The sequence below is a fragment of the Streptomyces sp. NPDC104814 genome (assembly GCF_055583185.1).
The window spans coordinates 61,558-74,609 of the sequence record NZ_JBVJOL010000015.1 but is presented as its reverse complement, the minus strand read 5'-3'; the positions used below and the strand labels follow the sequence as shown (position 1 = coordinate 74,609).

The 13,052-nt window shown below is 71.6% G+C and carries 13 protein-coding genes and 2 pseudogenes; 3 read left to right on the top strand and 12 right to left on the bottom strand.

The genetic code is table 11. The features are described 5' to 3' along the window. Positions 1 to 250: 250 nt before the first annotated feature. Complete coding sequence (locus ACZ64A_RS34300; RefSeq protein WP_469815921.1) at positions 251 to 1,657, bottom strand: MFS transporter; 1,407 nt, start codon at positions 1,655 to 1,657, stop codon at positions 251 to 253. Positions 1,658 to 2,055: 398 nt separating this feature from the next. Between ACZ64A_RS34300 and ACZ64A_RS34295 the strand changes: the two genes are divergently transcribed. Next, the gene (locus ACZ64A_RS34295) at positions 2,056 to 3,030 is read left to right on the top strand and encodes an MmyB family transcriptional regulator (protein ID WP_469815847.1); all 975 of its coding nucleotides are present in this window, start codon (positions 2,056 to 2,058) and stop codon (positions 3,028 to 3,030) included. Here the strand turns inward: ACZ64A_RS34295 and ACZ64A_RS34290 are convergent. The 8 genes and pseudogenes from ACZ64A_RS34290 to ACZ64A_RS34255 all read right to left on the bottom strand — a co-directional run bounded on the left by ACZ64A_RS34290 (position 3,027) and on the right by ACZ64A_RS34255 (position 9,549). Next, the gene (locus ACZ64A_RS34290) at positions 3,027 to 4,523 is read right to left on the bottom strand and encodes a serine/threonine-protein kinase (RefSeq protein ID WP_469815846.1); all 1,497 of its coding nucleotides are present in this window, start codon (positions 4,521 to 4,523) and stop codon (positions 3,027 to 3,029) included. The genes ACZ64A_RS34295 and ACZ64A_RS34290 overlap by 4 nt on opposite strands. A gap of 220 nt (positions 4,524 to 4,743) precedes the next feature. Further along, positions 4,744 to 5,091, bottom strand: a pseudogene (locus ACZ64A_RS34285) (MerR family transcriptional regulator); the annotation flags it as partial. 26 nt (positions 5,092 to 5,117) lie between these two features. Then, positions 5,118 to 5,885, bottom strand: coding sequence for an SDR family NAD(P)-dependent oxidoreductase (locus ACZ64A_RS34280; protein ID WP_469815845.1), 768 nt, complete (start codon positions 5,883 to 5,885; stop codon positions 5,118 to 5,120). A 141-nt stretch (positions 5,886 to 6,026) separates the two neighbouring features. Further along, positions 6,027 to 6,233, bottom strand: coding sequence for a hypothetical protein (locus ACZ64A_RS34275; protein WP_469815844.1), 207 nt, complete (start codon positions 6,231 to 6,233; stop codon positions 6,027 to 6,029). Positions 6,234 to 6,545: 312 nt separating this feature from the next. Beyond that, positions 6,546 to 6,716: a hydrophobic protein gene (locus ACZ64A_RS34270; RefSeq protein ID WP_399737513.1), complete on the bottom strand. Its 171-nt coding sequence runs from the start codon at positions 6,714 to 6,716 to the stop codon at positions 6,546 to 6,548. A 255-nt stretch (positions 6,717 to 6,971) separates the two neighbouring features. Next, positions 6,972 to 7,541, bottom strand: coding sequence for a dihydrofolate reductase family protein (locus ACZ64A_RS34265; protein ID WP_469815843.1), 570 nt, complete (start codon positions 7,539 to 7,541; stop codon positions 6,972 to 6,974). Between the two features lie 138 nt (positions 7,542 to 7,679). Further along, complete coding sequence (locus ACZ64A_RS34260; protein WP_469815842.1) at positions 7,680 to 8,153, bottom strand: VOC family protein; 474 nt, start codon at positions 8,151 to 8,153, stop codon at positions 7,680 to 7,682. Between the two features lie 460 nt (positions 8,154 to 8,613). Beyond that, the gene (locus tag ACZ64A_RS34255; protein ID WP_469815841.1) at positions 8,614 to 9,549 is read right to left on the bottom strand and encodes a LysR family transcriptional regulator; all 936 of its coding nucleotides are present in this window, start codon (positions 9,547 to 9,549) and stop codon (positions 8,614 to 8,616) included. 139 nt (positions 9,550 to 9,688) lie between these two features. On the opposite strand from ACZ64A_RS34255, the gene ACZ64A_RS34250 reads away from it, so the two are divergent. Both ACZ64A_RS34250 and ACZ64A_RS34245 read left to right on the top strand, forming a co-directional pair. Next, complete coding sequence (locus tag ACZ64A_RS34250; protein ID WP_469815840.1) at positions 9,689 to 10,933, top strand: MFS transporter; 1,245 nt, start codon at positions 9,689 to 9,691, stop codon at positions 10,931 to 10,933. Between the two features lie 88 nt (positions 10,934 to 11,021). Next, on the top strand, positions 11,022 to 11,621 hold the full coding sequence (locus ACZ64A_RS34245; protein ID WP_469815839.1) for a cysteine hydrolase family protein: 600 nt from the start codon (positions 11,022 to 11,024) through the stop codon (positions 11,619 to 11,621). A 118-nt stretch (positions 11,622 to 11,739) separates the two neighbouring features. Here ACZ64A_RS34245 and ACZ64A_RS34240 read toward each other — a convergent pair whose 3' ends face one another. From ACZ64A_RS34240 to ACZ64A_RS34230, 3 genes and pseudogenes are all read right to left on the bottom strand, one after another. Continuing rightward, entirely contained in the window at positions 11,740 to 11,904 is a 165-nt protein-coding gene (locus tag ACZ64A_RS34240) for a hypothetical protein (protein ID WP_469815838.1), read from the bottom strand. 446 nt (positions 11,905 to 12,350) lie between these two features. After that, positions 12,351 to 12,666: pseudogene (locus tag ACZ64A_RS34235) on the bottom strand (PIN domain-containing protein); the annotation flags it as partial. A gap of 4 nt (positions 12,667 to 12,670) precedes the next feature. Then, entirely contained in the window at positions 12,671 to 12,865 is a 195-nt protein-coding gene (locus ACZ64A_RS34230; protein ID WP_469815837.1) for a hypothetical protein, read from the bottom strand. Positions 12,866 to 13,052 lie beyond the last annotated feature (187 nt).

Sequence of the window (13,052 nt, the reverse complement as noted above, 5' to 3'; positions counted from 1 at the left end):
GTGTCGGACCGGCCGGTGCCCGGACCATCCGGCTGGCAGGTGGCCGGGGGTGGGGCCGGCACCCCGTACCCGTAGTACTTCCGGGGTACGACGGCTGTGTGTGCTCGTACCGCCTGCTCCAGCCGAAGAGGCTCACCCCCTCGGCCGCGTGAGGCGGGGCGGCGCGTCGGGATCGTGCGCGTGGGCGTTACGAGCGCCGGAAGCGACCTGGAGCGGCGGTACTCGGGCGAGTGGAGCCGATGTGCCGGGGTCAGCCACGGGGCAGGAGGAGACGGGAGAGGGCGGCGGTGACGAGGAGGAGGGCGGCGACGGCGAGAAGCCCGATGCGCATGCCCGGGAGGGAGAAGCTGCCGCCGGGGCCGGAGAGCAGGCTGCCGAAGAGGGCGACGGCGAGCGCACCGCCGGTCTGGCGGAGGGAGTTGAGCAGCCCGGACGCGGCCCCCGCGCGTTCCTGCGGGACGGCGTCCATCAGCAGCGCGGTCAGCGCGGGCACCGCGAGCGCCCCACCGACGCTCAGCGGCAGCAGCAGTACGAGCACCAGCCATACGGGGGTGTGCGCGGCCAGCGGCAGCAGGGCCAGCATCGCCGCGGTGAAGACCAGCTGCCCGGCGACGATCACCGGCCGCCGCCCGATCCGCTCCGCCAGCCGCGGTGAAACGAGGTTGGTCGCCGTCACCACCGCCGACATCGGGACGAACATCAGCCCGGCCGCGATCCCCGTCATGCCGCGCAGCTGTTGGTAGTACAGCCCGAGGAGGAAGATCCCGCCGTAGAAGGCGGCGTTGACGGCGAAACCGACCGCGAGCGGGACGGCCACGCGGCGGTCCGTCAGCATGCCCAGCGGGACCATGGGCTGGCGGTGCCGGGCCTCGACCACGCGGAAGGCGTATCCGGAGACGAGGGTGAGCGCGGCGGCTGCCAGCACGGGGCCGCTGGTCCAGCCCAGGTGGCCGCCCTCGATCACCGCGAAGGCCAGCCCGGCCAGGGCCACCACGGCGGTGAGCTGGCCGCCGCCGTCCAGCGCGGCGGGCCGGCGCGGGGAGCGCGGCACCCTGACCAGCAGGCCCAGGATCACCGCGCCCACGGGGAGGTTGAGCAGGAAGACGGTCCGCCAGCCGGCGGAGTCGGTGAGCAGCCCGCCCAGTACGGGACCCGCGGCCATCGCCACCGAGCCGCCGACCGTCCACAGCGCGATGGCGCGGGCGCGGGCGCGCGCGTCCTCGTAGGCCTGCCGGACCAGCGCCAGCGAGGCCGGCATGACGATCGCGGCGGCGGCGCCCTGCGCCACGCGTGCGCCGACCAGCACGCCGATGCCGGGCGCGAGCGCGCAGCCGAGGGAGGCGAGGGTGAACAGGGCGACGCCCCAGGAGTAGGCGCGGCGGGCACCGGCCCGGTCGGCGAGGGCGCCGGCGGACAGCATCAGGGCCGCGAACATCAGGGTGTACGCGTCCACCACCCACTGGAGCCCGGCCATCCCGCCGCTGAGGGAGTCCCGGATCGCGGGCAGCGCGATGTTCACGGCTGAGACATCGATGGTGATCACTGTGAAGCCGAGCAGCGAGGCGACGAGCGCGACGCCGCTCCGCCGCCGCCCGGCGGGCACGGCAGGCACGGCGGGCACGGCAGGCACGGCGGGCACGGCAGGCACGGCGGGCATGGCAGGCACGGCGGGGGGCTCGGGGGGCGGCGGCGCGGTTGCTCGGGTGCCGTCCGCCTGGCGCCGTCGAAGCTCGGACGCCGACGGCTCGTCGTCGTGCCCGCGGGAGGAGGCGGTGGACGAAGACGGGAGCGGGGTGGCAGGCATGGTGGACTCCTGGGCAGGTGCACGTGAGGGCTCGTCGGAGATGACCGGGCGGGCGGGCGGGCGGTCGCGGCGCGCCGGGGCCGCGGTCCGGTGTCGCGCACCCCCTGGGCTCCGGCGGTCGGACCGCCCGCTCCGGGGTCAACTCTGCGCCCGCGCCCGCCCGCCCGGCAGACCGCGCTGTACCCGGGGTGTGGCGTTCCAGGCCCTGACACGGCCCCCCACGCTCCTTGCCCGCCTGCGACAATGACCGAATGGCAGCAGCAGCGGATACGAGGGGCACGGAGCTCGGCCGGTACCTGAAGGCTCGCAGGGCGCAGGTACGCCCGCAGGACGTCGGTCTCCCGGCCGGCGGAGGACTGCGCCGCACTCCCGGACTGCGCCGTGAGGAGCTGGCCGCGCTGGCCGGGGTGAGCGTCGACTACTACATCCGCCTGGAGCGCGGGCGGGAGACCAACCCCTCCCCCGCCGTCGTGGACGCCCTCGGCCGCGCCCTGCGGCTGCGTGGCGACGGTTACGAACGCCTGCACGAGCTCGCGGAACTGGCCTCGGGCCGCGTTTCGGAGTTGCCGGCGTCCTCGGACCACACCGTCCGCGACTCGGTGGTGCGCATGCTGGAGTCGGTGCGTCCGCTGCCCGCGTATGTGGTGAGCCGGTACAACCGCGTCCTGGCCGCGAACCCACCCGGACGGCGACTGATGCCCGGGCTGTGGGACTGGCCGGAGAGCCAGCGCAACCTGACCCGCTATCTCTTCCTCCACCCGGTCGGGCGGACGCTCTACGAGCCGTGGGAGGAAACGGTCGCGCTCTCGGTGGCACATCTGCGCGCGGTCGCCGGGGCCGACCCGGACGATCCGGAACTGACCGCACTCGTCGGCGAACTGGTGCTGAAGTCACCGGAGTTCGCGCGGCTGTGGGAGCGGTACGACGTCTGCGAGCGCGGCGGCGGGCAGAAGTCCTTCCGGCATCCGAAGGCCGGACCGATGACCCTGACCTATGAGGTCATGCGACTGGCCCGGACGGGCGGCCAGCGGATGGTGGTCTACCAGGCCGCCCCCGACACCCCGGACGAGAAGGCCATGCTCACGTTGGAATCCGCGGACGCCCGCCCGGAACGGGCGCCCTCGGACCACCCGGCGCCGGCCCCCTCGGACCGCCCGGAGCAGGCCCCCGAGCCCTGCCCCACGAGCGCGCCCTCCCCGGCCCACGCTTCACACCAGGGCCGCTAACCGCTACGGGTGGGCGACTCGTCGGCGGACAGATAGCTTTCCAGCACATGTCTGCTGGAGCGGGTGGCGGAGTGGTCGGGGCCGAGGACCCGGGCCAGGTCCGCGACTACGCCCGCCATCAGCTGCTTCCCTTTGGTGTGGTCCCCGGCGGCGTAGACGAAATCTGCGTGCAGGTGCCGGCTCCAGAGAGTGGAACGGTGGTCGGGGCCGAGGACCCGGGCCCGATCCAGGGCGTTCTGCGCCAACAGCCGGGCAGCCTCGGCAGGGTCGCCGCCCTTGCCGAGGAAGAGAGCGTGCAGTTGTCCGCTGCGAAGCGTTTCCTCGTGGTCGGGCCCGAGGATTCTCCTTCGGTCCGCGAGCACCCCGGCCATCAGCCGTGCCGCCTGCGCGGACTGCCCGGCGATGTCGAGGTAGAACGCTTGCATGTGGCGGCTCTGGAGGGTGTCCGTGTGGTCCGGACCGAGCAACCGCGCCTGCTCGACGGCCAGATGCTCCATCTGCCGCGCCGCATCCATCGGATCCAGGTCGCGCTCGTGCTGCCGGACCCGGGTGTACCGAAGAGTCAGCTGCTCACGTGTCGGCAGGGGCTCGCCCGCTGATTGCGGACCCGAGTCCTGGGGGCGGTGACGTGGGAGCAGTTGGGTTACGCGGGTGGGCCAGGGAGTGCCGTTCGGCCACTGTTCGGGCGGGTGCCAGGACGCGGTGACCAGCCGCAGGATCTCGGCCGGGGTGGGCCGGTCGGCGGGTTCCTTGGCCAGACAGGCGGCAACCAGTCCGCGGAACGGCGCGGGGACGCCGTCGAGCCGCGCACTGTTGTGGACGATGCGGTGCAGCATGGCGAGGGGCGGGCCGCCGCCGAACGGACTCTGCCCACTGGCAGCGAAGGCGAGGACGAGGCCGAGCGTGAACACATCACTGCTGGGGCCGAGATCGTCGCCGCCGATCTGCTCGGGCGACATGAAGCCGGGTGTGCCGACGACCACGCTGTCCGGGGTCAGGGCTGCGTGATCGAGGGCGCGAGCGATACCGAAGTCGATCACCCTTGGGCCGTCGGCGGCCAGCAGCACGTTCGCCGGCTTCAGATCACGGTGCACCACCCGGACGGAGTGGATGTCCTGCAGTCCCTCGGCGAGACCAGCGGCCAGCGGCCACAGCGACTCCGGCGGGAACGGTCCGGCCTCGGTCACTGCCTCGGCAAGGCTGGGTCCCGGCACGTACACGGTCGCCAGCCACGGCAGATCGTCCTCCGGCCCGGCGCCCACCAAGGGCGCTGTGAACGCGCCGCTCACCGCCCGGATCGAGGCCACCTCCTGGGCGAACCGCCGCCGGAAGCTCGCCTGCCGCGCCAGGTGCTCGTGGACCAACTTGACCGCCACGGCCCGGCCGGACGGCGACCGGCCCAGAAAGACCCGGCCCATCCCGCCCTGCCCCAGCCGCGCCCGCAGCGTGTAGGGGCCGATCCGTCGCGGGTCGCCAGCGCCCAGATCCTCCATGACCGGCCCCCGTTTCGATCCGCACCGTCGCGCGATCGTAACGCCGAGAACGAGAGCGAGAACAGGGGCAGCAAGCGGCGGGGAGGCGTCACGGCGCCGGGGCTTCTTCGGCTGATGCCACTGAGGCGGGTGGTCGGGCTACCGGGCGGACCGCGGGCTGCGTCTGCCGGCAGTCGACGCCGGTTGAGGCGTCATCTCCTCGGCGCGGCTTCTCCTGGTCGGCGACTGCCTGTTGCAACGCCGTTTGCAGTCGGTCGCGGGCCTCGGTCTGGGCGGCGATCCGTCGATTGAGGACTTCCAGACGTTGCAGCGCGATGCGCAGACCCTTGTCCGAGGGCGGTGCTGCGGCCATGTCGCCGTCCAGGCACGGCAGGAACACCCGCACGTCGTCCAGGGTGAGGCCGGCGGCCAGCAGGTGGCGGATGTTGCCCACGCGCACCACGGCCTGTTCGTCGTAGACGCGATAGCCGTTGGAGGCCCGTCGGGAGGAGATCAGTCCGGCCTGCTCATAGTGCCGCAGCGCACGAGCGGTCGTCCCGGTTTCCCTGGCCAGCTCACCGATCCGCACCCGTCCCACCTCCCCCGGCCTTCCTATCACGCCACGACCGCTCCGCCGTCGACCGGGAGTACCGCTCCGGTGACGAAGGCGGCGGCCGGGGCGGCAAGCTGGGTCATTGCCCAGGCCACCTCCTCGGGGCGGCCGATCCGGGCCAGCGGGGTGTGCGCAAGCTGCCACTGGCGCAGTGCGGCCGTCCGCTCCGGCGTCAGCCCTTGGTGCTCGCCGATGGGAGTGTCGATCGCGCCGGGCGCGACGGCCACCACCCGCACCCCGTGGGGTGCCAGCTCGACCGCCCAGCTGCGAGTCAACGTCTCCAGAGCGGTTTTCGTCGCCGCGTAGACCGAGCTGCCCGGCCAGGCCCGCTGTCCCACCGATGTACTGACATTGATGATCACACCGCGCGACGCCTCGAGGAGCGACAGCGCGGCCTGAGCCAGCAGTATGGGGGCGACGAGGTTGGTGGCGAGCTGAGCCTCGATCATCTCGGGCGTCAGCGTGCCCAGGGCGCCGCTGCGCACGATGCCGGCGTTGTTGACGAGCACGTCCAGCCGACCGTGGGTCTCCCGTACGGCCTGGACAATCCGACGGGGCTCGCCCTCGGCCGTGATGTCGGCGGTCAGCGGTGTGATCCTGGCGTCCCCGGCAGCGGTCTCTTCGAGTGGCTCTGCTCGTCGCCCGACAGCGATGACGTGGGCGCCCTCGGCGGCGAAGGCACGGGCGGTGGCCCGGCCGATCCCGGTGCCGGCACCGGTGACGACGACGATCCTGCTGGCGCGCGATGCGATGCTGTTCATGCCGGTCATGGTCCAACCCTGCCGCCAGCGGCAAGGTCAAGCAGCGCCCGCCGGAAGGTATGGGCCTGCCTGCCGATTTCCGGCCAGGCTGCCGCCCGAGGGGTTCTGCCGAGTGATCGACGCCGCCTACGAACGCCGCTCCGTGATCGGTCACATCGTGTGCACCTCGACCGAAAAGCCTTGTGCGAGGACGCCATTGAGGTGTTCCGCGTGGGCGCCAAGCCACTGCTCGGTGGGGACGCCTGGGGCGCTGATCCCAAGGAGTACGTAGTCGTCGGAGTCGGCGGTGTCCTGGCCGCAGACGCAGCACAAGAGACGCTCGAACATGGTGTCTGCGGGGCTCGCGTCATCGGGCATGAGCGGCAGGGTAACGAGCGCGGGCCGCTAGGTGCGGCCGATTGTCGCCCGGCGCAAGGGCGTCGAAGTTCCACACCGTGCGCAGCGGTCCCGCAGACAGGAGGAGCAGGGTTCCACTGCTGGGTCTGCGGGACCGTTGCATGGCTCACGTACCCAGCGGCGCGTCCGATACGCCCGATCCCTCCCAACCGGCCAAGCCAGTCCGCTTCTCACAGGGGTGAGGGCTTCTCACAGGGGTGGGGGCCCGGCCGCATCGGCCGAGCCCCCATCACCTCACGCGTGGCGCGCTCTTCGCGCCGGGCGTTCTTTCCTTTACCAGCGGTACCAGCGGCCCCTACGGCCTGCACCGTCCGCGGAGCGGACGACGAAGCCAAGCAGCCACACGATCAGCACGATCACCGCGACCCACCACAGTGCCTTCAGCGCGAAACCCGCACCGAAGAGGATCAGAGCCAGCAGCAGAACCAGAAGCAGGGGAACCATAGTTATCAACCTCCTGGCCAACGAATGCCCTTACCTCGGTCCTACAAGCACACAAAATCCGAGTTACTTCCACGAGGTACGGGGCATATGCAAGCGCCGCTCTGGACAGGGGTTCCCGGGTCCGGTCGCCCGTACTCGAGCCGTGCACGGCGGAACTGCTCACGCTGGTGGCCTAAATCTGGGAGCCCGCACTGCGTCCCTGCTGCGACGGTGAGAGGAAACGCCCACCCAAGCCCTGGGACAGTGGGAAGCTGCTCAGCGCCTCGTCTCGTACCTGGTCAGGACCACGCCGCCGGGCAACGTCCGCGTTTCCAGCAGGTTCAGGTTCACCCAGTTGTCCAGCGCCGTGAAGAACGGCGTGCCGCCGCCCACCAGGACCGGATGGGTGGCGATCACGTACTCGTCGATCAGTCCGGCACGCATCGCTGCCCCGGCGAGCGTGGCGCCGCCGATGCTCATGGGGCCGCCGTCGTCCTCGGCCTTGAGGCGGGTGATCTCGGCGATCGCGTCGCCGGTGACCAGCCGGGTGTTCCAGTCGACCTTGTCGATCGTCGAGGAGAACACCACCTTCGGCGTGTCCCGCCAGTTCCGCGCGAACTCGATCTCCGCCGCGGTGGCGTTGGGCTGCTGGTCGCCGGTCGGCCAGTAGGAGCTCATCGTCTCCCAGAGTTTGCGTCCGTACAGCGCCAGGCCACTCGCCTGATCGTGGTCGAGCCACCACTGGAACAGCTCGTCGCTCGGGGGGCCGCTCCAGCCGATGTCGTCGCCGGGCGCGGCGATGTAGCCGTCCAGGGTCAGGTTCATGCCGTAGATCAGTTTCCGCATGGCCCAGCCTTCCGTCCGTGGTGTCCGGCGTGTAGACCAGCGCGGCGCGGGAAACTCATCGGTGCGCGATCGGGGATCTCCGGCTCGGGGTCCTCGTGCTCGGGGCTCAGGGTTTGCCCAGGCCCCAGTCTCGATTGCTCAGGTTTCCGTCTCGATACGCGCCAGGATGCCCTTGAGCAGCCCCGTGGCCTGGCCCACCTCGATGAGGTAGCCGTCCGGATCACGCATGTAGCACCGCAGCTCGGCGCGGCGGTCGATGGGCGGGGTGAGGAACTCGGCCCCTTTGGCGCTCGCGGTGGCGTAGAAGTCGTGGATGTCGGCCACCCGCACGTTCAGGAAGCTGGAGACCGTGTGGGGGTCTTCCGGCGTGCGCAGGACGACATCGGGTTTGTCGTCGGTGGGCCCGCCGCCCGGGTTCATGATGATCCAGCTGTTGGCGGCCTTGATGATGCAGGGGTTCTCCTCCAGCACCACCTTTCCGCCCAGGACATCGGCGTAGAAGGCCCGTGAACGAGCGACGTCGCTGACCGTGAGGAAGTGCGTGAGTACCAAGCCCTCGGCCGGCGCGGGAAGGTCATCGGCTGTGGCGCCGGAAGACGTGACGTCGGACATGTGTCGAGCGTATGGCGCGTATGGCCGTGCCGCACCTGACAGCCGCTCGTCGTCGATGAGAGTGCCGGTTCGCGCCGAAAGGCGCCGGCGACCCGGCCGCGGGCGGCTCACCGGCGCACCACCCGGACTGCTCAGCGCCTCCGACCGTCCGGATCAGGAGTGGCGCCTGATCGTCTGCCGGATCCAGCCCGCGTAGGGGACTTCTACGTCGACCTGCGGGCGGCCCCTGCCGCGGCCCGGGCCTGGCTCGACCGGCCCCGGCCGGTCTACGACGCCGGTTCGACGTTCACTCCCACCCCCTGGCCACCCTCGCGATCGGCCGGGCCTAAGACGTCCTCGTGCACCTCCACCGAGTCCGGGCGGCCGACAAGCTCTGAACCCCGCCCGGCGGCGATCTCCGAGCAGACCAACTGCTCGCCCCCCCCGACGACGGCCCCCGTCGACGCCCGCCGTTGACGGTTCAGCGGGGGATCACCCAGCTCGGTGTCCAGGTTCCGGCGGCGTCGTGGCCGGTCGTCGTGGTGGCGAGGTGGGTGCGGAGGGTGGTCAGCGCGGGGTGGGGGTTGTCGCGGTGCCAGAGCAGCGAGTGGGGGTAGACGGGGGTCGGGTCGGTGACCGGGATGCGGCGCAGGCCGTGGTCGGCGGGCCAGATGAGGCGGCTGTGCTCGCCCATGAAGGTGGCCAGGGCCGGGGTGTCGGAGATGGTGTCGAGGAGCGCGTCGGAGCCGAAGTTGGGGCCGGTCGCCTCGATGGTGAGGCCGAACTCGGCGACGAGGTCGTCGTAGTAGGCGCCCCACTCGGTACCGGGGGCGATGCCGGGCATCCAGATCCGGTGCCCGGTGAGCTGGGCGAGGGTCACGGACCGGGCGCCCGCCAGTGCGTGGGCGGGGCCGGTGAGGAGCTGGAGCGGTTCGTCGAGCACGCGGACGGACTCGATGTCCTCGGGGAGGGGCCGGCCGGGCGCGGCGACGGCGCGGAAGGACGCGTCGATCGTGCCGGAGCGGATGGCGGCGACGGCGGTCTCGATGTCGAACAGCGTCACCACGTCGAGGTCGATGTCGGGGTGTGCGCGGTGGAAGCCGCGCATCAGGCTCGACTGCGCGCTGCGCGAGGCGATCACGTCGACGCGCAAGGGTCGGCGGCCGGGGCGCACGGAGGTCACCGCGCGTTCGGCTGCGCGCAGCAGCTCGCGCGCGTGGGGCAGGAACGCCTGCCCGTCGATGGTGAGCCCGGCGCCGCGTGGGGCACGGGTGAACAGTCGCACGCCGAGGGTGCGCTCCAGTGCGGCGATGCGCTTGGAGACGGCCTGCTGGGTGATCGACAGGTCGTCGGCCGCCTTCTGGAACTGGCCCGCTTCCGCCACGGCGACGAAGGTCCGTACTGCTTCGAGATCCACGCCGACCCACCTTAGTGAACAACCAGTGGTTGTGGATTGCCGGCAGATCAGTTGTTTGACCTGCCGCAGTCCGGCCCGATTGTCTCTCCTCGGTCAACGTGGGTTTGTTCGGGTGGGACCTCAAGGGAGCGCGCTGGGGATGGTGGGCAGGAGACGGTTGGGCCGGCGGTTCGGCTGGCTGTGGGCGTCGTATGCGGTGAGCGCGTACGGGTCCGGGCTGGGGTTCGGGGCGTTGCCGCTGATCGCCGTGCTGGTGCTGCATGCCGGGCCCGCAGAGGTGTCCGCGCTGTCCGCGGTGGGGCCTGCGGTGGGGGCGCTGATCGCGGTTCCGCTCGCGCCGTGGGTGGAGTTCCGGCGCAAACGCCCGGTCATGATCATGATGGACTTGGCCCGGTTCGCGGCCATGGCGACGATCCCCGTCGCCTACGCCTTCGGGTGGCTCGGCTATGTCCAGCTGCTCGTGGTCTCGGCCGTGGTCGCCGCAGCCAAGATCGCCTTCAACGCGGCGAGCGGCGCCTACCTCAAGGCTCTCGTCCGACCGGACGACCTGCTCGTCGCCAATGCGCGGTTCGAGTCCACGAACTGGAGCTCCATCGCGGTGGGGCCGCCCCTGGGCGGGGCGGCGATCGGCCTGTTCGGGCCGGTCACCACCGTGGGGGCCGACGCGATCAGCTACCTGCTCTCCGCGCTCGGCATCACCGCGATCCGCGGTCGGGAAGAGGCACCGCGAACGGCCGGCAGGAGCCCGGTCCGGGCGGGCGCACTGCTCGACGGCTGGCGGCACATCCTGAGCCACCCCGGGCTGCGGCCGCTCTACCTCAACCAAATGCTCGTCGCCGGCCTGATCATGGCCACCGAGCCGCTGCTGGCCGTGCTCCTGCTGCGCCGGCTCGGCTTCCCGCCCTGGCAGTACGCCCTCGCGTTCGCCGCCCCCTGCCTCGGCGGACTCATCGGCTCCCGGCTGGCCCGCCGTGTCGTGGCCCGCTTCGGCCGGCACCGGGTCTTCCGGACCGTCGGCACCCTGCGCGCCGTCTGGCTGATCGGCCTGGCCTTCGTCCGCCCCGGCGTCGTCGGCCTCCTCACCGTCATGGCCGTCGAGCTGGCGATCATCATCAACATGAGTCTGTACACCCCGGTGCTCGCCACCTACCGGCTCGAGCAGACCCCCAGGCATCTCGTCGCCCGCACCCTGTCGGCCTGGTCGATCGGCCAGCAGGCCGCCATCGCCGTCCTCACCGCACTCGCCGGGCTGCTCGCCGACGCCACCAGCCCACGCACCGCTCTGGCGGTCGCCGGACTGCTCATCCTCACCACCCCCCTCCTGCTCCCCCGCCAGGACCAGACGTCACAACACGAGCCGGAACTGTCCCCCAGCCACACATGAGGCGTCCCAACGTGCCACCGCAGGCCGCAGCCGGTCCGCAGGTGCGCGTCCGCGTCGACCTGGCGCGGCACCAGTCAAGGAGAACCCCGTGAACACCGCCCCCGCGCTCGCCCCCACCCGCACCGCGCTCCTCGTCCTGGACTGCCAGCCCGCGATCCTGGCCTTTGTGCCCGAAGGCGAGGACCGACACGCCCTGCTCGGTCGTCTGGAGAGGGCCATCGCCGACCTTCGCGCCCATGGCGGCACCATCGCCTACGGACGCGTCGGCTTCACCGATGCCGACTGGGACGCGATCCCGGCCTCCAACAAGTCCTTCGCCCCGCTGGCCCGGCACCGCGCCATGCACCACGAGGACCCTGCCGCTGCCATCCACGAGCGGCTGGCTCCCCGGGACGGCGACATCGTCGTGCGCAAGATCCGCTACGGCGGCATGTCCACCACCGACCTCGACCAGCAACTACGCGAGCGCGGCATCACCACTCTGGTCGTCGCAGGCGTCAGCACCAGCGGCGCCGTCCTGTCCACCGTCATCGACGCGGCCGACCGCGACTACCAGCTCTACGTCCTGTCCGACGGCGTGGCCGACCCGGACACCGAAGCCCACAATGCCCTGCTCCACCATGTCTTTCCCTCACGGGCCCACATGATCGACACGGCCGAGCTGCACCACTTGGTCCGCGCCGACTGACGTGCCCCAGGAGCCGATCCGACGAACGGACGCCGCACCCACCGGGTGCCGGCGGCTGCTCACCGCGTACGACCGCGCATCCGGTTGGGTCGCAGCGCCGGCCGGTGTCGCCCCGGGCTCATGACAGGGCGGTCGGTTCGCGAGGCGGCGGGACCACGCGGAGCAGCTCCCACAGCGGGCGGGAGCCGGACGCCCAGACTCCGAGGGTGTGGCGGTCGACCACATGGAGGCGCTGTTGCTCGGCGAAGCCGACGGCCGGTTCGGTGACCCGTCCGTTGGTCACGATGGAGGGCGTCCAGCTGGGACAGGCCGTAACGCAGGCCTTGCGCACGGACCGCTTCCCACTGCGCCTGCTGCTGCCTGTGGTACAGCCTGCTGCCTCCGGCCATTACGGCGAGCGCGCCGGCCACGGCCAGGATCCACCAGTGGGCCAGCAACCAGTTGACGACGGCCACCACCAGAACGACGGCGAGGACGACGGCCACCAGGAGACCGATCAGCCGGTCGTCGGCGCGCCGGCGCCTGCCCGGCCTACGGGGGCGCCGCCGCACCGGCGGGCGCCTGGTCGTCTCCGCCCGGCCCTTGCGCGGGCGGGGGCTCACCGGCTGGCCTGCGTGACGCCACCCGCCAGCTGGCCCAGGACGTTCAGGATCCCCTGGCCCGGGGGCAGTTGGATCGATCAAGTGCATGCGGAAGTCGACGGTGACCGTCGCCGCATTGAACAGGAGGTCAGGGCGTCAGGTCGAGGACGCGGACCGGTTCGCCGGTCCATCTGTCGGGGGCGGTCGTGGCGATGATCGCTCCGTCAGGGCGGTCCGCGGTCGGCTGGGCCGCGTACTGGCAGTGGGGCAGCGCCCAGGTGGCGTGCCGGGCCACGGCCAGAGCAGCCGGAAGGTCAAGCTCGAGAACCGTGATGCCTGGCAGCGCGGCCAGGTGTTCCGCCGTGCCGGGCCGGGCCCGGTCGGCTTCGACGAGCGCGCAGGGGGGCGTACAGGTACCAGACGGCTTGGGCGTGGGCGCGGTGAATGAGGCGGGAGGCGAGAACCGGGCTACAGGCCCAGGTCGAGGGCCAGGCAGGAGTAGTACTGCCATGAGCTCTCCGGGTTGTAGGTGGCGTTCGCGCCGCCGCCGTGGTCGGCGTTCACTTCTTCGGTCATGTCCTCGAAGCGGATGCGCTCGGGGAGGGTGCCGTAGCGGGCATGACGGGCTGCCGCCGCGGTGTCGGCGGTGAGTTCCTTGTTCATGGCCGTACTCCACTTCCTCGTCCGGGGGGCGTCCGCTCTTCGGAACGCCCTGGTGCGACATCCGCGGGCATCCGCGGACATCCCAAGACATTCGCAGCTGGTTCCGGGAGCACTGTCAGCATCGCTTCACCTGCGTCACCTGTCAAGGTGGTGACGCACGGGCGCCGGTCAATCGCCTTACGAGCGA